Annotated in this window: 16 protein-coding genes; 6 read left to right on the plus strand and 10 right to left on the minus strand. The window is 64.8% G+C overall.

Features of this window, described 5'->3' with window-relative positions:
- Positions 1 to 112 precede the first annotated feature (112 nt).
- The 4 genes from XH80_RS42790 to XH80_RS42805 form a co-directional block, all read right to left on the minus strand.
- A complete protein-coding gene (locus tag XH80_RS42790; protein WP_271603812.1) occupies positions 113 to 382 on the minus strand; it encodes a hypothetical protein in 270 nt (89 codons plus the stop codon).
- A 66-nt stretch (positions 383 to 448) separates the two neighbouring features.
- On the minus strand, positions 449 to 895 hold the full coding sequence (locus tag XH80_RS42795; RefSeq protein WP_271603813.1) for a GNAT family N-acetyltransferase: 447 nt from the start codon (positions 893 to 895) through the stop codon (positions 449 to 451).
- Positions 895 to 1,923 (minus strand): peptidoglycan -binding protein, encoded by a 1,029-nt coding sequence (locus tag XH80_RS42800; RefSeq protein ID WP_057759328.1) that lies wholly within the window; start codon positions 1,921 to 1,923, stop codon positions 895 to 897. The genes XH80_RS42795 and XH80_RS42800 overlap by 1 nt, the downstream gene beginning before the upstream one ends.
- 24 nt (positions 1,924 to 1,947) lie before the next feature.
- Positions 1,948 to 2,970 (minus strand): flagellar motor protein MotA, encoded by a 1,023-nt coding sequence (locus XH80_RS42805; protein WP_271603814.1) that lies wholly within the window; start codon positions 2,968 to 2,970, stop codon positions 1,948 to 1,950.
- Between the two features lie 182 nt (positions 2,971 to 3,152).
- Here XH80_RS42805 and XH80_RS42810 point away from each other — a divergent pair, with 182 nt between their 5' ends.
- The 5 genes from XH80_RS42810 (at position 3,153) to XH80_RS42830 (ending at position 11,209) form a co-directional block, all read left to right on the plus strand.
- A complete protein-coding gene (locus XH80_RS42810) occupies positions 3,153 to 3,962 on the plus strand; it encodes a DUF1295 domain-containing protein (protein WP_271603815.1) in 810 nt (269 codons plus the stop codon).
- A complete protein-coding gene (locus tag XH80_RS42815; protein WP_271603816.1) occupies positions 3,959 to 4,990 on the plus strand; it encodes an SAM-dependent methyltransferase in 1,032 nt (343 codons plus the stop codon). Before XH80_RS42810 ends, XH80_RS42815 begins: the two co-directional genes overlap by 4 nt.
- 528 nt (positions 4,991 to 5,518) lie before the next feature.
- Positions 5,519 to 6,712 (plus strand): efflux RND transporter periplasmic adaptor subunit, encoded by a 1,194-nt coding sequence (locus tag XH80_RS42820; RefSeq protein ID WP_271603817.1) that lies wholly within the window; start codon positions 5,519 to 5,521, stop codon positions 6,710 to 6,712.
- 6 nt (positions 6,713 to 6,718) lie between these two features.
- Complete coding sequence (locus XH80_RS42825) at positions 6,719 to 9,874, plus strand: multidrug efflux RND transporter permease subunit (protein WP_271603818.1); 3,156 nt, start codon at positions 6,719 to 6,721, stop codon at positions 9,872 to 9,874.
- A gap of 216 nt (positions 9,875 to 10,090) precedes the next feature.
- Complete coding sequence (locus tag XH80_RS42830) at positions 10,091 to 11,209, plus strand: AAA family ATPase (protein WP_271603819.1); 1,119 nt, start codon at positions 10,091 to 10,093, stop codon at positions 11,207 to 11,209.
- A 93-nt stretch (positions 11,210 to 11,302) separates the two neighbouring features.
- Here the strand turns inward: XH80_RS42830 and XH80_RS42835 are convergent, their stop codons facing one another.
- Positions 11,303 to 11,614 (minus strand): hypothetical protein, encoded by a 312-nt coding sequence (locus XH80_RS42835; protein WP_083514861.1) that lies wholly within the window; start codon positions 11,612 to 11,614, stop codon positions 11,303 to 11,305.
- A gap of 160 nt (positions 11,615 to 11,774) precedes the next feature.
- Between XH80_RS42835 and XH80_RS42840 the strand changes: the two genes are divergently transcribed.
- Positions 11,775 to 12,815 (plus strand): medium chain dehydrogenase/reductase family protein, encoded by a 1,041-nt coding sequence (locus XH80_RS42840; protein ID WP_271603820.1) that lies wholly within the window; start codon positions 11,775 to 11,777, stop codon positions 12,813 to 12,815.
- Between the two features lie 41 nt (positions 12,816 to 12,856).
- Here XH80_RS42840 and XH80_RS42845 read toward each other — a convergent pair whose 3' ends face one another.
- The 5 genes from XH80_RS42845 to fba all read right to left on the minus strand — a co-directional run bounded on the left by XH80_RS42845 (position 12,857) and on the right by fba (position 17,897).
- On the minus strand, positions 12,857 to 13,651 hold the full coding sequence (locus tag XH80_RS42845) for an inositol monophosphatase family protein (protein WP_271603821.1): 795 nt from the start codon (positions 13,649 to 13,651) through the stop codon (positions 12,857 to 12,859).
- 115 nt (positions 13,652 to 13,766) lie between these two features.
- Positions 13,767 to 14,855 carry a tetratricopeptide repeat protein gene (locus XH80_RS42850; protein ID WP_271603822.1) on the minus strand — a complete coding sequence of 363 codons (1,089 nt, stop codon included), beginning with the start codon at positions 14,853 to 14,855 and terminating at the stop codon, positions 13,767 to 13,769.
- Between the two features lie 8 nt (positions 14,856 to 14,863).
- A complete protein-coding gene (locus tag XH80_RS42855; RefSeq protein WP_271603823.1) occupies positions 14,864 to 15,532 on the minus strand; it encodes a thiamine phosphate synthase in 669 nt (222 codons plus the stop codon).
- 3 nt (positions 15,533 to 15,535) lie between these two features.
- Entirely contained in the window at positions 15,536 to 16,576 is a 1,041-nt protein-coding gene (locus XH80_RS42860) for a class I fructose-bisphosphate aldolase (RefSeq protein WP_271603824.1), read from the minus strand.
- A 253-nt stretch (positions 16,577 to 16,829) separates the two neighbouring features.
- Positions 16,830 to 17,897 (minus strand): class II fructose-bisphosphate aldolase, encoded by a 1,068-nt coding sequence (gene fba, locus XH80_RS42865; protein WP_271603825.1) that lies wholly within the window; start codon positions 17,895 to 17,897, stop codon positions 16,830 to 16,832.
- Between the last annotated feature and the right edge of the window lie 59 nt (positions 17,898 to 17,956).

Below are 17,956 nucleotides of genomic sequence, written 5' to 3' on the forward strand. Positions count from 1 at the left end.
CCAGTAGTCCGTGACAGCAGTGATCAGCCGACAAGCCGCGGCGTACTGGATTCCCCGCCTTCGCGGGGAATGACAGTGGAGCGTGTTGAAGCAGCTTCGCACCGACCGATTCTCACTCGCACTTCGGCGAGCCCATCGGCACGTTCGGCCACGGCCAGTTCTTCCAGCTGCCGCCCTCGCCGATACAGGCCGATCCGCCGTTGGCCGGCGTCGGGTTGTCGGTCGGAGCAGGGCTGTTCGTTGGCGCTGGCGAACCTGTCGTCTCGGTTGCTGCCTTGGGCGGCGGAGCCAAGCGCTGGTCGACATACACAGTCGACACATAGCCCGCGACGATGACGCCGAGAAAGACCGAAGACCCTTTGGCCAGATCGCTCAGCCGCATTGATCCTCTCCATCAGTTGCTGATTGCGACACTAGCAAGCCACGCTGCGCCTTAGCGTGACATCAGTCACGGCCGCCACGCCATCTTCAGCACCGGCCGTCCCGATGTCGGGTTCACGTCCTCGCCGGCATGGGCGAAGCCGTTGCGCTCGTAGAAGCGGATGGCGCGGGCATTGTCCTTGTTCACCAGCAGCGTGACGCCTGATGGTGACAGGCGTTTTGCTTCGTCCACCAGCAGCCTCGCCGCGTCCGAGCCCCAATGGTCGGGGTCGACCACGAGCTGGTCGAGATAACCATCGCCGTCGATGGTGACGAAACCGCTCAGCGTGCCATCTTGTTCCGAGACGATGATCTGGGCCTTCGGCACCAGATCCTTGCGCCAGCGTTCGCGCCACCAGGCCAGCCGCGCGGAGAAGTCGATCTGCGGATAGGCCTGCTGCCAGGTGCGATGCCAGAGGTCGATCGCCGCCGCTTCGTCGGCGTCCGCGTAGGGGCGAAGGTGGAGCGCGCTCACTACCGCTCCGTCAGCTTCAGCTCGATGCGGCGGTTGCGCTTGTAGGCCTCTTCGGTGTTGGCGGTGTCGAGGGGCTGGAACTCGCCGAAGCCGGCGGCGACCAGGCGCTGGGCCGGCACGCCGAGCGAAATCAGATATTGCACCACCGAGATCGCACGCGCCGCGGACAGATCCCAGTTCGACTTGAAGTTCGGACCGTTGACCGGCCGCACGTCGGTGTGGCCGTCGACGCGCAGCACCCAGGCGATCTCGGCCGGAATCTTCTTGTCGAGCTCGATCAGCGCGTTCGCCACGGTGTCGAGCTCGGCCTTGCCCTCGGGCAGCAGCGTCGCCTGTCCGGTGTCGAAGAACACTTCGGACTGGAACACGAAGCGGTCGCCGACCACGCGGATGTCAGGACGGTTGCCGAGAATGGCGCGCAGGCGCCCGAAGAACTCGGAGCGGTAGCGCGACAATTCCTGCACGCGCTGCGCCAACGCGACGTTGAGGCGCGAGCCGAGATCGGCGATGCGGTTCTGCGATTCCTTGTCGCGCTTCTCGGATGCATCGAGCGCCTCTTCGAGGGCGGCCAATTGCCGGCGCAGCGCGCTGATCTGCTGGTTCAGCACCTCGATCTGCGCCAGCGCCCGCGCCGAGACGGCCTTTTCCGACTCGAGCGCCTTGCCGAGCTCGGTGGTCTTGCCTTGCGCATCGTTGCCGGCATTGGCAAGGCCTTCATAGAGGCCCTTCATGCGGTCGCGCTCGCTCTCGGCCGAGGCGAGGCCGGCCCTGAGCTGCGAGACCTGATCATCGAGCGAGAGCTTGCCGAGCTTCTCCAGCGAGAGCAGCTCGGTGAGCTGGGCGATCCTGGCGTTGAGCTGCTCCAGCGCCTTGTCCTTGCCGGTGACCTCCTGCGACAGGAAGAACTGCACGACCAGGAACACCGACAGCAGGAACACGATCGACAGCACCAGCGTCGACAGCGCGTCGACGAATCCGGGCCAGTAGTTGAAGGCGCCTTCGCTGCGGCGGCCGCGGGCTAGAGCCATGCTCGCCTCTCAAATCCTGATTGCTTAACTCTTCTCGGGCTGGCGCGCGATGCGCTCCAGCAGGCGGCGGATCTCGCGGTTCTGCTCGCCCTGGCCGTCGGCCCATTCGCGGATCATCTGCTGCTCGGTCCGCATATGCGAGACCAGCGCCTGGATCGCTTCGGCGAGGCTCGCCATCGCCGCGGTGGTGCCGCGACTGGCGCTGCCTTCCTCGAGCACGGAGCGTAAGCGTTCGACGGCGGCCTGGAGCTCGCCGCTCGCCACCCCGCCGCCAGTGCTCGCGACGGCGGCGACCTCTCCGTTGCCGTATTCCCGCACGGTGGTGGCGAGCCAGTCTTCGAGGTCGGTGTAGAAGCGGTTCTGCGCCTGGCTCGATTGCAGATCGAGGAAGCCGAGGATCAGCGAGCCGGCGAGGCCGAACAGCGATGAGGAAAAGGAGATGCCCATGCCGCCGAGCGGGGCGGCGAGGCCCTCCTTCAGCGTGTCGAACAGCGCCCCGGCATCGCTGCCGACCTTGAGCCCATCGATCACCTTGCCGACCGAGCCGACCGTCTCGATCAGGCCCCAGAAGGTGCCGAGCAGGCCGAGGAAGACCAAGAGGCCCGTCATGTAGCGGGAGATGTCCCGGGCTTCGTCGAGGCGCGTTGCGATCGAATCGAGCAGGTGCCGCATCGTCGTCTGCGTGATGCTCATCCGCCCGGAGCGCTCGCCGCCGAGGATCGCCGCCATCGGCGCCAGCAGTTTCGGGTGCCGGGCCGGCGCCAGGCCGGGGTCGGCGATGCGGAAATTATTGACCCAGGACACTTCAGGATAGAGCCGGATCACCTGGCGGAAGGCCAGCACGATGCCGATGAACAGCACGGCCCCGATCAGCGCGTTCAGCCCGGGATTGGCGAAGAAGGCCAGGATGATCTGCTTGTAGAGCACCACGCCCACCAGCGAGCACAGCACCAGGAAGACCAGCATCCGCACCAGGAAGACGCTGGGCGAGGATAGTTTTGTGTATTCGATGTCGATGGCGGAGCGGGGCGAGGCGCCTGACGGCATGGCCGGGATCATCCATTACGAAGCTTGCTTGCCTCCGCACTATGGCACAGGCCGGGTGCAAAAAAAGCGCCGGATGTGCGGATTTCGGGAAGGCGCGCGGAACCCAACGCTGAAACCGGGCTTTGTTATCCACGTATTTTGCAAAACTTCGGCATTCCACAGGCTTAGGTCGGATTTTTTGCATGGCGATTTTTCTTGGGGGATTCGCTTCCATCGCGCTCTCGCTCGCGGTCCTGATGGCATTCGCCTGGGTTGTGCAGCAGCGCAGCGGCAATTCCGGCTGGGTCGACACGATCTGGACCTTTGCGGTCGGGCTGGTCGGCGCCGTCAGCGCGCTGTGGCCGCTCGCTGGCGACGGGTCCAATATCAGGCAATGGCTGGTCGCCGGCCTCGTCGCAATCTGGTCGCTCCGGCTCGGCACCCATATCGCGATCCGCACCTTAGGGATCACCGACGATCCCCGCTACGCCGCCTTTGCCGCGGAGTGGGGCCTCAACGCCCCCCGGCGGATGTTCATCTTCCTGCAAAACCAGGCGCTGGGCTCGGTGCCCCTGGTATTTTCGATTTTCGTTGCCGCGCATGTCCCCGCGCCAGCCCTGCGCGGTCAGGACGTCCTGGGAGCTGCGATCCTGCTGATCGCCATCGCCGGTGAGGCGCTGGCGGATGCGCAGCTGCGCCGCTTCCGGCACGACCCTGCCAACAAGGGCAGGGTCTGCGCGACAGGGCTGTGGCGCTGGTCGCGTCACCCCAACTATTTCTTCGAATGGTTCGGCTGGCTCGCCTATCCCGTGATCGGCCTTGCGGCCGGCTACCCCTGGGGCTGGGCCAGCCTGCTCGCGCCTGTCTTCATGTACTGGATCCTGGTCCACGTCACCGGCATCCCGCCTCTCGAAGCGCAGATGCTGCGATCGCGCGGCGAGCGCTACCGCGCCTATCAATCCCAAACCAGCATGTTCTTTCCGTTGCCACCGCGAGAGGGAATGGTCGCATGAGCGTCGTGTCCACAATCATCGGGACTGCCGAACGCGTGCCGCTGCCGGATCTCGTGGTCCGCGCCGCCATCCAGCGCCTGTGTTCGCGCACCGCAACGCGCCTCGCCGCGCACACGGCCGCCGATGATGCCGCCTTCGCCGGAAAGATGATGCTGCGGCCGATCGCCGAGCATACGGACGCCGCCAACATCCAGCATTACGAAGTGCCGCAAAGTTTCTTCGCGCAGCTGCTGGGCCCGAACCGCAAATACTCCTCCTGCTTCTACAAGACGGATGCGACCACGCTTCAGGAGGCGGAGGAAGAGGCGTTGCGCCAGACCGTCGCGCATGCCGGCCTCGCCGATGGCCAGACCATCCTCGAGCTCGGCTGCGGCTGGGGCGCGCTGTCGCTGTGGATTGCGCGGCAGTTTCCGCATGCCAAGGTGACCGCGGTGTCGAACTCGCAAGGACAGCGCGCCTATATCGAGGACGTCGCGCAGAGCCGCGGCCTTTCGAACCTGCGCGTGGTCACGGCAGACATGAACGTGTTCGCGCCGGAGGGGCAGTTCGACCGCATCGTCTCGGTCGAGATGTTCGAGCACATGATGAATTGGCGCAAGCTGATGACGCGCGTGCGCTCATGGCTCGCCCCCGACGGGCGCTTCTTCATGCACATCTTCACCCATCGCGCCGGCTCCTATGTATTCGACCGCGCCAATCGCGAGGACTGGATCGCGCAGCATTTCTTCACCGGCGGCGTGATGCCGAGCCATCAGCTCGTCAGGCAATATGCCGACATCTTTGAGGTCGAGAAGGAATGGCGCTGGAGCGGCACCCATTATCAGCGCACGGCGATGGACTGGCTCGCCAATTTCGACGCGCATCGCGACGCGGTCGAAGCCGTCTTGCGCAACGTCTATGGCGACGAGACCTATCTGTGGATGCGGCGCTGGCGCTGGTTCTTCCTCGCCACCGCAGGCCTGTTCGGCTACGCCGACGGCACGGAGTGGGGCGTCAGCCACTACCGGATGAAGGCGGCGGACAGCTAGATCTACGCAGCTTTGCGGGCACGCGTCCTCGCTGATTTGCGCGGCTGTCCGCCTGGTTCGACGACATGCCCACCAATTTAACACCGTCGCCCCCGCGCAACCGCGAAGCGGTTGTCGCTGGAGGCGGCCGCTCCTTCAGTGGCCCTCGAAGGGCGACGGCCCGGCTGCATCTCGGCCGTTCATCCTTCGAGGCTCCCCATGCGACGCTTTGCGTCGCAAGGCTCGCACCTCCAGCGACAATGGCGTAGCCATTGCGCGGGGGTGACGGGTCGAAAGCTCTAGGGACGGCTGACGAGTTGCGATGTTCTGTCGCAGCGCCGACGCGGCGAAACCTGACTCACAATCCGGTGAGTCCCAGAAATCGACCTGAACTCAGCGCGATAGCGGATGTGACATTGAGCCGCCCGCGTCATGCGTTGCGTCGCAGCACGCGCATTCTATTTTGACGGCGTCAGCCGCGCAGAATTGTCCAGAACGGACGTTGCGCGAGGCTTGACCAGTTTCAACAATCTTGGGGCACCCCATTTCATGTCAGGACTTCGAGCGCGATCGGCATGCGTTGCAATCATGCTCGCGGCCCTTGCGCCGCTGCTTGCTGCTTGCGATGAATCCTCCTCCGCCGTTTCGGCTGCGCAAGCCACCGAACCCGACGTCAGCATTGTCATGGTTAAACCACAACCGCGCGCCGTGGTGCGCGAGCTGCCGGGGCGGATTTCGCCGACGCGCGTCGCGGAAGTGCGTCCTCGCGTGTCGGGCATCGTGGTCGAGCGGCTGTTCCGCCAGGGCAGCGAGGTGAAGGCGGGCGATCCGCTATATCGCATCGATCCGCGTCCGTTCGAGGTCGAGGTCATGGCCAATGAGGCCGCGCTTGCCAAGGCCGAAGCCGCGTTGATGCAGGCGCAGCAGCAGGCGCGCCGCATCGCGACGCTGACCAGCCAGCGCGCCGCGCCCGAAGCCGAGAACGAAAAGACCATCGCCGCCGAGCGTCAGGCCCAGGCCGAAGTCGAGGGCCGCAAGGCCGATCTCGCGCGGGCAAAACTCAATCTCGATTATGCGACCGTGCGCGCGCCGATTGATGGCGTTGTCGGCGCCGCCCTCGTCAGCGAAGGCGCTCTGGTGGTGCAGAACGAGACCAATCTCGCCACCGTGCAGCAGCTCGATCCTGTCTATGCCGACTTCACCCAATCGGTCACCGAGCTCAATCAGCTGCGACGCGCTTTCGAAAGCGGTGACCTCGAGCGCATCGCGGCCGATGCGGCCAAGGTGCGCCTCGTGCTCGACGACATCTCCCTCTATGGGCTCGACGGCAAGCTGCTGTTCTCCGACGCCAAGGTCGACGCCCATACCGGGCAGGTGACCTTGCGCGGCGAATTTCCCAATCCCAAGCGCGAGCTGCTGCCGGGCATGTATATCCGCGTTCGCATCGACCAGGGCCTGGACTCCGATGCGATCGCGGTGCCGCAGCAGGCGGTCCAGCGCAATGGCGGCGGCGGCAGCGAGGTATTCGTCGTCAAGGACGACAATCGCATCGCGGTGCAGCCTGTTCGTACCGGCTCGGTGCAGGACGGCGTCTGGTTCGTCACCGAGGGCCTCAAGGCCGGCGACAAGGTCGTGGTCGAAGGCTTCCAGAAATTCGCGGCCGGCGACAAGGTCAAGCCGCAATCCTGGTCGGAAGCGGATTCGACTGCCGACGTCAGGCACGCGCAAAAGCTCGCCCGGTAACCCGCCATGCCGAGCTTCTTCATCGACAGGCCGATCTTCGCCTGGGTGGTCGCGCTGTTCATCTGTCTGATCGGCGCGATCGCGATCCCGCTGTTGCCGATCGCGCAATATCCTGTTATCGCGCCGCCCTCGATTTCGATCTCGACCAGCTACCCGGGCGCGTCGCCGGAAAACCTCTACAACAGCGTCACGCGCCTGATCGAGGAGGAGCTCAACGGCGCCTCCGGCATCCTCAATTTCGAGTCCACCAGCGACTCGCTCGGCCAGGTCGAGATCACAGCCAACTTCCAGCCGGGCACCGATACCAGCGCGGCCTCGGTCGAGGTGCAGAACCGCATCAAGCGGGTCGAGGCGCGCCTGCCGCGCGCAGTGATCCAGCAGGGCATCCTGATCGAGGAAGCCTCCAGCGCGGTGCTGCAGATCATCACGCTGAACTCGACCGACGGCAGCCTGGATGAAGTCGGGCTCGGCGACTTCATGATCCGCAACGTGCTCGGTGAAATCAGGCGTATCCCTGGCGTCGGCCGCGCCACGCTCTATTCGACCGAGCGCAGTCTTCGCGTCTGGGTCGATCCCGCCAAGCTCGTCGGCTATGGCCTGACCGCCGACGACGTCAACAAGGCCATATCGGCGCAGAACGCGCAGGTCGCATCTGGCAGCATCGGCGCCGAGCCGTCGACCGCAACCCAGCGCACCTCCGCGCTGGTGCTGGTCAAGGGGCAGCTGTCCTCGCCGGACGAGTTCGGCGCCATCACCCTGCGCGCCAATGCGGATGGCTCGACCGTGCGGTTGCGCGACGTCGCGCGCATCGAGGTCGGCGGCCTCAGCTACCAGTTCAACACCCGCCTCAACGGCAAGCCGACCGCCGGTCTCTCCGTGTTGATGTCGCCGACCGGCAATGCGCTGGCGACCGCGAGTGCGGTCGAAGCGAAGATGAAGGAGCTGTCGCGTTTCTTCCCGGCCAACATCTCTTATGAAATCCCCTACAACATCACGCCCGTCGTCGAGGCCTCGATCAAGAAGGTGCTTACGACGCTGCTCGAGGCCGTGGTGCTGGTCTTCGTGGTGATGTTCTTATTTCTGCAGAACATCCGCTATACCATCATCCCGACCATCGTTGTGCCGGTGGCGCTGTTAGGGGCTTGCACCACGCTGCTGCTCGCCGGCTATTCCATCAACATGCTCAGCATGTTCGGCATGGTGCTCGCGGTCGGCATCCTCGTCGACGACGCCATCGTCGTGGTCGAGAACGTCGAGCGTATCATGGCCGAGGAGGGCCTGTCGCCGAAGGAGGCCACACGCAAGGCGATGTCGCAGATCACGGGCGCTATCATCGGCATCACCCTGGTGCTGATGGCGGTGTTCGTGCCGATGGCGTTCTTCCCCGGCTCGGTTGGCATCATCTATCGCCAGTTCTCGGTGACGATGGTCGCAGCCATCGGCTTCTCGGCCTTCCTGGCGCTGTCGCTGACGCCGGCACTGTGCGCGACCTTGCTCAAGCCCGTTGCGGCCGGCCACGGCCACGCGAAAAAGGGCGTGTTCGGCTGGTTCAATCGCATGCTCGAAGGCAGCAAGGAGGGTTATTCCCGCACGGTCGGCTTCTCGCTCAAGCGCACCGGCCGCCTGATGCTGGTCTATGCTGCATTGCTGGCCGGCCTGTCCTGGGCCTTCGTCAGCCTGCCCGGCGGCTTCCTGCCCATCGACGACCAGGGCTTTGTCACCACCGACGTGCAGACGCCGTCGGATTCGTCCTATGGCCGCACCGAGGCCGTGATCGAGAAGGTCGAGAAATATCTGGCGCAGCGGCCCGGTGTCGACAACGTCACCTTCCTCACCGGTTTCAGCTTCTCCGGCCAGGGTATGAACACCGCGCAGGCCTTCATCACCTTGAAGGATTGGTCGGAGCGCGGGCCGAAGGATTCCGCGGCGGCTGTCGTCAACGACATCAACCGCGATCTCGGAGCATCGATCCGCGACGCAAAGATCTCGGCGCTGCAGCCACCGCCGATCGACAATCTCGGCAACTCCTCCGGCTTCTCGTTCCGCCTGCAGGACCGCGGCCAGAAGGGCTATCCGGCCCTGATGCGCGCCGCCGACCAGTTGATCGCGGAGGCCAATGCCAGCCCCGTGCTGCAGAAGGTCTATATTGAAGGCCTGCCCGAGGCCGGCGTGGTCAATCTCGTCATCGACCGCGAGAAGGCCGGCGCCTTCGGGGTCACCTTCGAGGACATCAACAACACCATCTCGACCAATCTCGGCTCGAACTACATCAACGACTTCCCAAACCGCGGCCGCATGCAGCGCGTCGTGGTGCAGGCCGACGCCCGCGACCGCATGAAGACCGAGGACATCCTCAATTACAACGTCAAGAACAGCGGCGGACAGCTGGTGCCGTTCTCCTCCTTCGCGACAGTCGAATGGTCGCGCGGACCGACCCAGATCGCCGGCTTCAACTACTATCCCGCGGTGCGCATCTCGGGCGAAGCCAAATCCGGCTTCACCTCGGGCGATGCCATCGCCGAGATGGAGCGGCTTGCCGGCAGGCTGCCGCGTGGCTTCGGCTATGAATGGACCGGCCAGTCGCTGCAGGAAAAACTGTCGGGCTCGCAGGCGCCGTTCCTGCTGGCGCTGTCGGTCTTCGTGGTGTTCCTGTGTCTGGCCGCGCTCTATGAAAGCTGGACCATCCCGCTCGCGGTGCTGCTCACCGTGCCGCTCGGCATCGTCGGCGCCGTGGCCGCGGCGGTGCTGCGCGGACTGCCGAACGACGTCTATTTCACCGTCGGCCTGATCACCATCATTGGCCTTGCCGCCAAGGACGCGATCCTGATCATCGAGTTCGCCAAGGATCTGCGCAAAGAAGGCAAGCCACTGGTCGAAGCGACGATCGAGGCCTGCCGCCTGCGCTTCCGTCCGATCCTGATGACGGGCCTTGCCTTCATCTGCGGCGTGCTGCCGATGGCGATCGCTCACGGCGCCGGCGGCGCCAGCCAGCAGGCGCTCGGCAGCGTCGTGATGGGCGGCATGATCGCAGTCGTGATCCTGGCGCTGCTGATGGTGCCTGTGTTCTTCGTCTCCGTGCAGCGCGTGCTGGCGGGGGACAGGGAGAAGGTGGCGGCGAGGGAAGGTGACGCTTACGGGCCACCTGCTCCGGTGAAGCCATAGGGCACACTGTCATTCCGGGGCGTGCGCAGCACGAGCCCGGAATCCATCGTGCCACCGTTCATGCGGATCAATGGATTCCGGGCTCGCGCCAAGAGGCGCGCCTCGGAATGACGAGCGGAGCTTGCCTTCGCGCGATGGTCGATCCAGACTGCATCTCTGGATTGAAAGCACGTGCAATTCGCGTCGCGAATGCTACCCGCCTGTTGAGAGCACCTGATGCGTCCGACCGACATTGCGATTTCGAACTATCGCTCCATCAGGCGGCTCTCCCTCCCAATCCACCCCCTGTCCGTGTTCGTGGGCGAGAACGGCGTCGGCAAGTCCAATCTCTACAAGTCCCTGTCGCTGTTGCGCGACGCGGCGACCGGGCGGATCACGCGCACGATCGCCGAGGAGGGCGGACTGAATTCGGTCTGCTGGTCAGGCATCCGCAAACGCGGCGAAGATGGGCGACTGCGATTGTCGGCCAGATTCGATCGCCTGAAATATTCCATCGAAATCGGATACCCCAGTCCGGTCGCGGCGGCGTTTGCCGGCGAGCCGATGATCAAGGAAGAAAGCATCGAGGCGACGGAGGGCAAACGAACGGTTCGACTGATGGAGCGGAAGAATTCGCTCGTCACCATCCGCGGCGACAGCGGCGCATGGACCAGCCACAAGGATGCGGTGCTGCCGTCCGAGCCCGCGCTTGCGGGCTTTTTCGACGGCAAGGAATGCCTTGAAATCGATCTGATCAGGAATGCGATGCTGGGCTGGCGCTTCTATCACGACTTTCGCACCGATCCGGCGTCACCGATCCGAAAGCCGTGCCTCGCGATCACGACGCCCTCGCTCAGTGCCGATGGCAGCGATCTGGCTGCGGCCCTGGCGACGCTCTATACCATCAGGGGAGATGCCGCCGACCTGCAGGACGCAATCCAGGATGCCTTCCCGGGCGCCGAGCTCCGCGCATGGGAAGAAGGCGGCCTGTGTGAATTCGATCTGCAATTGGAGGATATGCCGCGGCCGTTCAGGGCGCATGAACTATCCGACGGGACGCTGAAATACATCTGCCTGCTCGCGGTGTTCATGGGCTATCGGCTTCCACCGTTCATCGCGCTGAACGAACCCGAGACCAGCCTGCATCCGTCGCTGCTGGCGCCATTGGCCCGTCTGATCGTCAAGGCCTCTGGCCGTGCCGACATCTGGATCGTCACCCATTCGGAGCAGTTGATGGACGCCTTGCGAAGCGAGAGCTCAGTCCCGCTTCGCCGCGTGATCAAGTCGAAAGGCGCCACGATGATCGAGGGCCTGACCCTCGGCGGTGAGTATCGGGACGAGGAAGACGACAATTAGGTACGCAGTCACAATCGTTCACGATATCCGCTTTGATCGCGCAGCAAGAGACCGCCCGAAGGCGGTCTCGCATTCGGGACGGAAGGCGTTCCGTCAAAGATCGACCTGGATGGAAATGTTCGAACGTACCCAATCCGACTGTCCAGCCTTCAGCCGCTTGGCTTGAAATTCTGCGAACGCTGGATCGGCACCTAGTGAGGCCAGGGCGCGGCCATAGGATTCGACACTGTCGAAACGAGCGACGAAGGCGTAGTTCCCGACCTCGCCGCCGATCACTGACCAATAGCTGACATCGGCTCCGTGTTTCCTCCAAAGTGCCGCGCCGTCTTTTGCCAGCTGTAAGATGGTCGCAAGATCACTACCGGGTCTTGGATGCGAAACGAACTGCATAGCAACTGCAGGCATTTTCTCCTCCAATGAAAAAAGGTGCCGCCAAACGGATTTTTGGCTGGAGGAGAATTCCAAAGAGTGCAGCCTCAAGATTGATCTGGATCAATTCTATTTCTCCGGCTTGGCGGCAGTCTGCCCGCCCTCGCTGAATGGCGGCATTGCATGGAGATCGCCCATGATGGAGCAGCGCAATCGCGTTGTTCAGGTCAGCCGCTTCGGTGATCCCGAGAGACTGGAGGTCGTCGACGCTCACCTGCCGATCGCCGGCCCGGGCGAGGTGCGTGTTCGCGTACTCGCCTCGAGCCTCAACTACACCGAGGTGTTGATCAGGCGTCACCTCTATCCGCAAACGATGCGCCTCCGGCCGCCCTTCGTGATGGGCTACGACGTGGTGGGGGCAATCGATCAACTCGGCGAAGGCGTGCATGACTTTCAGATTGGCGACCGCGTGGCCGACATGACAGTGGTCGGGTCAAACGCCGAGTATCGCACGCTTCGGGCGAGGGACGTGGCCCGCGTGCCGGCGGGCGTGGACGCGGCTGAAGCGGCCGCGCTGATCTTAAGCTGGACGACTGCGCATCAGCTTCTGCACCGCGCGGCCAGGGTCCAGCGAGGTCAACGTGTGCTCGTGCACGGGGCCGCCGGCGCAGTCGGCCAGGCGCTGCTCGTGCTCGGAAGATTGGCCGGCCTCGAGCTGTGGGGCACTGTACGCGGCGAGCACATGGCGCTCGTCCGAGAGCTGGGGGCGACGCCGATCGACTACCAGCATCAGGACTTCACGCGGGTCGTGCCGGGCGGGTTCGATGTCATCATCGACGGCGTTGGCGAAGACGGCTATCGCCGCTCATACGCGGCGCTCAAGCCAGGTGGCCTGCTCTGTGCCATCGGTTTCTCGGCGAGCGTGCAGGCACAGCGTCGAATGATTCCTATCTTGTTGGAGATCGCGCGCCTTTATCTGTGGAGATTGTTGCCCGGCGGCAAGCGAGCGCGCTTTTACTCGGTCAATGCCATGCGGGCGCGACATCCCAACTGGTTCAAGGATGACCTGGAGCAACTGTTCGGACTTCTGGCAACGGGCGCCATCCGGCCGCGCATCGCCGGGCGAATCTCTTTTGAGGAGGTCGTCGATGCTCACCGTCGCCTCGAGGCTGGTGGTCTTGAGGGCAAGCTCGTGCTTTGCCCGGATCTGTCGCGTCCCAGCCTGCGCGCCGCCTGACGCGGCGCGCTGGGCGGTCACGGCGGATCGCCTCGACGTGCCTACTGCCCGAGCCGCTTCAAAATCTTCACCAGCTCCCCGTGCACGTACTCGTTTCCGCACACGACATCGCCCGTGACCAGCGCATCGCCCGGGGTGTTGATGTCGCTGACCGTGCCGCCCGCTTCGCGCACCATCAGCATACCGGCGGCGATGTCCCAGGATTGCAGATTGCGTTCCCAATAGCCGTCGAGGCGGCCGGCGGCGACGAAGGCGAGGTCGAGGGAGGCGGCGCCGAAGCGGCGCAGGCCCGCGACGCGGTCCTGGATCGCGGTCATCTCGCGGCGGAATTCCTCGTGGTCGCCGCGGCCGATATGGGGCAGGCCGCAGGCCACCACGCATTCGCTGAGCTGGCGGCGGCCGGCCACCCGCAGGCGCTGGTCGTTGAGGAAGGCGCCTTTGCCACGCTCGGCGATATAGAGCTCGTCATTGGCGGGGTTGTAGATCACGCCGGCGATGATCGTGCCCTCGCGCACGAGGCCGATCGAGATCGCGAATTGCGGGATGCCGTGCAGGAAGTTGGTGGTGCCGTCCAAGGGATCGACGACCCAGGTGTGGCTCTTGTCGGTGCCCTCGCGCATTCCGCCCTCTTCGCCGATGAAGCCATAGCCGGGCCGCGCCTTGGCGAGGTCCTGGTAGAGGATCTCCTCTGCGCGCTTGTCGGCGAGCGAGACGAAATTGGCCGGCCCCTTCAGCGAGACCTGCAGATGCTCGATCTCGCCGAGATCGCGCTTGAGGCTGCGGCCGGCGCGGCGCGCGGCTTTGACCATGACGTTGATAGTGGCGGAATACAGCATGAGATCAGTCTTTGACGGGGGAGGGGCGCGGAAGGCGCCATTTGAGGGGATTGGGTGCCCCGCGAGGGGGCAAAGGTCAAGTCATTCGGGTCCCTGGCAGGTCACTTGTGTCGGGTCATTTGTTCCCGAGCCATTTCTTGGCGGCGGCCTCCGCCTTGGCACGGTCGTCGGCCGGCAGGTCGGCCAGCTGCTTGTCGAGCTCCGGATCGCCCTTGCCTGATGTTTTGGCCACCAGGTGCCATTTGAACCCCTCGACCTTGTCCACGGGCGCGCCCATGCCGTTGATCAGAACCCAGGCCAGGCGGTTCTGCGCGATCGCGCTGCCCTGGCGGGCGGCCTTGCGCAGCAGCGCCACGGCCGCGGGCTGGTTCTTCGGCGTGCCGGTGCCGTTGAACATGGCGATGGCGTATTCGACCTCGGCATCGACATTGTCGGCGAGCGAGGCCGCCTGGAGCAGCCGCACCGCGCGTTCGGGGTCCTTCGGCACCCCCGTGCCTTCCTTGTAGAAGGTGGCGAGCGCGTATTGCGCCTCGGGCAGGCCGGCATCGGCCGCCTGGCGCAGCAGCTCGGCGGAGCGCTTGACGTCCTGCGGCAGGGTCTGGCCGTCGAGATAAAGCAGCGCGAGATTATAGGCCGCCTTGGGCTCGCCGAGCTTGGCGGCGGAGGCCATCAGCTTGACCGCCTCGCCCTTGTCGACCGGGCCGCCGCGGCCGGCCATCCGCAGCATCGCCAGCGCGAACATCGCCTCGCGATCGCCGGCATCGGCGGCGCGCTTGTACCACTCGACCGCCTTGACGTAGTCGCGCCGGATGCCCATGGCGTTGGAATAGAGCTCGCCCAGCATGGTCATGGCCTTGGCATCGCCGGTCTGGGCGCGCGCGCTGGCGAGGTCGAAGGCGGTCTTGTACTGGCCGCGCTGATAGGCGCCGAACACCAGATCGACGTTGGAATTGTCGGTTGGCGGCGCAGGGATCACGGTCGCCGGCAGTGTCGGGCTCGGCGAGGCCGACGGCTTCGGCGCCGGCTCCTTCTTCTTGGTGATCGTGTGCGGGGTGGCCTTTGGCTTTTCCTTCGCAGGCTCTTTGGCCTTTTGCTTGTCGGGCGCGGGGCTCGGGATTGTCGCCGGCGGCGTGATCTGAAGCTGCGCGAGCGCGGGCGTTGCCAGCAGCAGCGTGGCCACAAGGGTGATGCGCGGGAGCGTCATGTCGCCTGCTAGCCCTGGCCCACGGCAGCCGCCGCGAATGCCTGCTTGATTGCGGCGTCGGCCTCGATCAGCGCGGCCTTGGGCCCACGTGGATCGGCCCAGATGAAATCGCCGACCAGCACGAAATCGGCGCCGCTGGCGGCGAAGTCGTAAGCCTCTTCGATCGAGGCGGCGAAGCCGACGCAGGGGGGCTCGAACAGCTCGGCCCACCAGTCCAGCCGCTCGGCGATCGCCTGGGCCGAGGGCCGCTGGCCCTTCTTGTCGGGCTCGCCGAACAGCACGTAATCGGCGCCCATCTCGCCCGCATTCATGGATTCGTGGCGCGTCTCGAGCCCGCCGACGCCGGCGATGCGATCGGGCTTGAGCGATGGCATCGCCTCCTCCAGCGCGGCGATATCTGAAAGATGCGCACCATCGGCGCCGCCGCGCGCGACGATCTCGGGGTGGCCGTTGATGAGCAGGGCCGCGCCGGCGTTCTGCACGACCGGCGCCAGCGCCTTGATCCGCGAGATCATGGTGCGCTGGTCGGTCTCCTTCAGCCGCACCAGCACGGCTGCGACATCGACGGCTGCGAGCAGATCGGGCAACTCGGCAAGGAGCGCAGCGGGATCATCGACCACAGGCGTCGCGAGATAGAGACGCGGCGCCGGGCGCGGCGGAGGCGATTTGTTCGACAAGGTCTAGGCTGCCTTCTTTTCCAGGCTGCTTTGCCATTCGCCCCTGGAGGCGAGGCCGTTCATGCGGGCACGATGACTGAATGCGTTCTGTCCGGCCGTAACATTCTCGGGCCTTCCCGACCAGGCCTTCTGCGGCGCGGCCTGCAGCGCGCGGCCGTAGGAGAAGGTCAGGCCCCAAGGTAACGGGCCGAGCTTGTGCATGGCGTTGAGATGCGCGGTCGCCTCCTCGTCCGACTGGCCGCCGGAGAGGAAGGCGATGCCGGGCACCGCCGCGGGCACGCACGCCTTGAGCAGCCGGATCGTCTTCTCCGCGACTTCCTCGACGGAAGCCTGCTTCGGGCACTTCTTTCCTGATATCGCCATGTTCGGCTTCAGCACCATGCCTTCCAGCGCGACGCGCTGCACCCGCAATTCCTGGAACGTCTTGTTGAGCACGCGGCTCGTGACCTCATAGCAGCGGTCGATGTCGTGGTCGCCGTCCATCAGCACCTCCGGCTCGACGATCGGCACGATCTGCGCGGCCTGGCACAGCGCGGCGTAGCGCGCCAGTGCATGCGCATTGACGCTGATCGCGGTCATCGAGGGGATGCCCCGGCCGTCAGTGCCGCTGCCGATATCGATCACCGCGCGCCATTTGGCGAAGCGCGCCCCGCGCTCGTAATATCTCTTCAGCCGCTCGGCCAGCTTGTCGAGCCCGACGGTGACGAGCTCGCCCGGGCACATCGGTAAGGCTTGCGTGCCCTCGTCGACCTTGATGCCGGGGATGGCGCCGCTCTGTTCGATCAGCTTGATCAGCGGCGTGCCGTCCTTGGCATCCTGCCAGATCGTCTCGTCATAGAGGATCACGCCGGAGATGTACCGGCTCATGGCCTCCTTGGCGCGGAACAGCATTTCGCGATAGTCGCGGCGGTTCGTTTCCGTCGATTCCACGCCGATCGCGTCGAACCGCTTTTTGATGGTGCCGGAGGATTCGTCGGCGGCAAGGATGCCCTTGCCCGGTGCGACCATGGCGGTCGCGATCCTGTTGAGCTCAGTCAGATTCATCGAGAGGTCCTCCCAAAACGATTCTGCCCTTGCCCGTGAAAATAGACCGTTCTCGGGCAATTGCCGAGACAACGTTGGTCGCAGGGGAGGGGCGGGAGACCGGTCTTTCCGGGCGCGCCTGTTGGCGCGAGCCCGGAATCCATCGATTTGCGTCGACGGTAGCCCGATGGATTCCGGGCCCACGCGGAGTATGTCATCGGGCCGCGCGTTCGCGCGGACCCGTGGCGTGTCCCGGAATGACGGGAAAGTGGGCTTACGCGACGCGGGGATCCAGCTCGCCCTTGGCGTAGCGCTTGGCCATCTCGGCGGTGGTCAGCACCTTCTTGATCTTCGAGGCCTGGCCTGCGGTGTTGAACTCCTGCAGCCGCTGCTTGCACAGCTTGGTCATGGCTTCCATCGCCGGCTTCAAATATTTGCGCGGATCGAACTCTTCCGGATTGTCCTTCAGCACCTTCCGGATCTGGCCGGTCATGGCCATGCGGTTGTCGGTGTCGATGTTGATCTTGCGCACGCCGTTCTTGATGCCGCGCTGGATCTCGGCAACCGGCACGCCCCAGGTCGGCTTCATCTTGCCGCCATAGGCGTTGATGATGTCCTGCAGGTCCTGCGGCACCGACGACGAGCCGTGCATGACCAGATGGGTGTTCGGCAGCTTGCGGTGGATCTCCTCGATCACGTTCATGGCGAGGATGTCGCCGTCAGGCTTGCGGGTGAATTTGTAGGCGCCGTGAGAAGTCCCCATCGCGATCGCGAGCGCGTCGACCCTGGTCTCCTGCACGAATTTCACGGCCTCGTCCGGATTGGTCAGCAGCTGATCATGCGACAGCTTGCCCTCGGCGCCGTGGCCGTCCTCCTTGTCGCCCATGCCGGTTTCGAGCGAGCCGAGCACGCCGAGCTCGCCCTCGACCGAGATGCCGCCGAGATGGGCCATGTCGGTCACGGTCTTGGTGACGCCGACATTGTAGGCCCAGTCGCCGGGGGTCTTGCCGTCGGCCTTGAGCGAGCCGTCCATCATGACAGAGGTGAAGCCGGCCTGGATCGCGGTCATGCAGGTCGCGGGCTCGTTGCCGTGGTCGAGATGCACGCACACCGGAATGTGCGGATAGATCTCGGTCACCGCGTCCATCATGTGCTTGAGCATGACGTCGTTGGCGTAGGAGCGCGCGCCGCGCGAGGCCTGGATGATGACGGGCGCGTCGACCTGGTTGGCCGCGTCCATGATCGCCAGCGCCTGCTCCATATTGTTGATGTTGAAGGCCGGTACGCCGTAATCGTTCTCAGCCGCATGGTCGAGCAATTGACGCAACGTGATCCGAGCCATCTGTCTATTTCTCCCGTTTGGGCCTGCAAGCTGACTTGAAAGGCCTATTGATGACTTGC

This window comes from Bradyrhizobium sp. CCBAU 45384 (assembly GCF_028128665.1).
Classification (GTDB): domain Bacteria; phylum Pseudomonadota; class Alphaproteobacteria; order Rhizobiales; family Xanthobacteraceae; genus Bradyrhizobium; species Bradyrhizobium manausense.

Coding starts and splice junctions, on each gene's coding strand:
- XH80_RS42790 (WP_271603812.1), bottom strand. CDS start 382: ATGCGGCTGAGCGATCTGGCCAAAGGGTCTTCGGTCTTTCTCGGCGTC.
- XH80_RS42800 (WP_057759328.1), bottom strand. CDS start 1,923: ATGGCTCTAGCCCGCGGCCGCCGCAGCGAAGGCGCCTTCAACTACTGG.
- XH80_RS42805 (WP_271603814.1), bottom strand. CDS start 2,970: ATGCCGTCAGGCGCCTCGCCCCGCTCCGCCATCGACATCGAATACACA.
- XH80_RS42810 (WP_271603815.1), top strand. CDS start 3,153: ATGGCGATTTTTCTTGGGGGATTCGCTTCCATCGCGCTCTCGCTCGCG.
- XH80_RS42815 (WP_271603816.1), top strand. CDS start 3,959: ATGAGCGTCGTGTCCACAATCATCGGGACTGCCGAACGCGTGCCGCTG.
- XH80_RS42820 (WP_271603817.1), top strand. CDS start 5,519: ATGTCAGGACTTCGAGCGCGATCGGCATGCGTTGCAATCATGCTCGCG.
- XH80_RS42825 (WP_271603818.1), top strand. CDS start 6,719: ATGCCGAGCTTCTTCATCGACAGGCCGATCTTCGCCTGGGTGGTCGCG.
- XH80_RS42830 (WP_271603819.1), top strand. CDS start 10,091: ATGCGTCCGACCGACATTGCGATTTCGAACTATCGCTCCATCAGGCGG.
- XH80_RS42835 (WP_083514861.1), bottom strand. CDS start 11,614: ATGCCTGCAGTTGCTATGCAGTTCGTTTCGCATCCAAGACCCGGTAGT.
- XH80_RS42840 (WP_271603820.1), top strand. CDS start 11,775: ATGATGGAGCAGCGCAATCGCGTTGTTCAGGTCAGCCGCTTCGGTGAT.
- XH80_RS42845 (WP_271603821.1), bottom strand. CDS start 13,651: ATGCTGTATTCCGCCACTATCAACGTCATGGTCAAAGCCGCGCGCCGC.
- XH80_RS42850 (WP_271603822.1), bottom strand. CDS start 14,855: ATGACGCTCCCGCGCATCACCCTTGTGGCCACGCTGCTGCTGGCAACG.
- XH80_RS42860 (WP_271603824.1), bottom strand. CDS start 16,576: ATGAATCTGACTGAGCTCAACAGGATCGCGACCGCCATGGTCGCACCG.
- fba (WP_271603825.1), bottom strand. CDS start 17,897: ATGGCTCGGATCACGTTGCGTCAATTGCTCGACCATGCGGCTGAGAAC.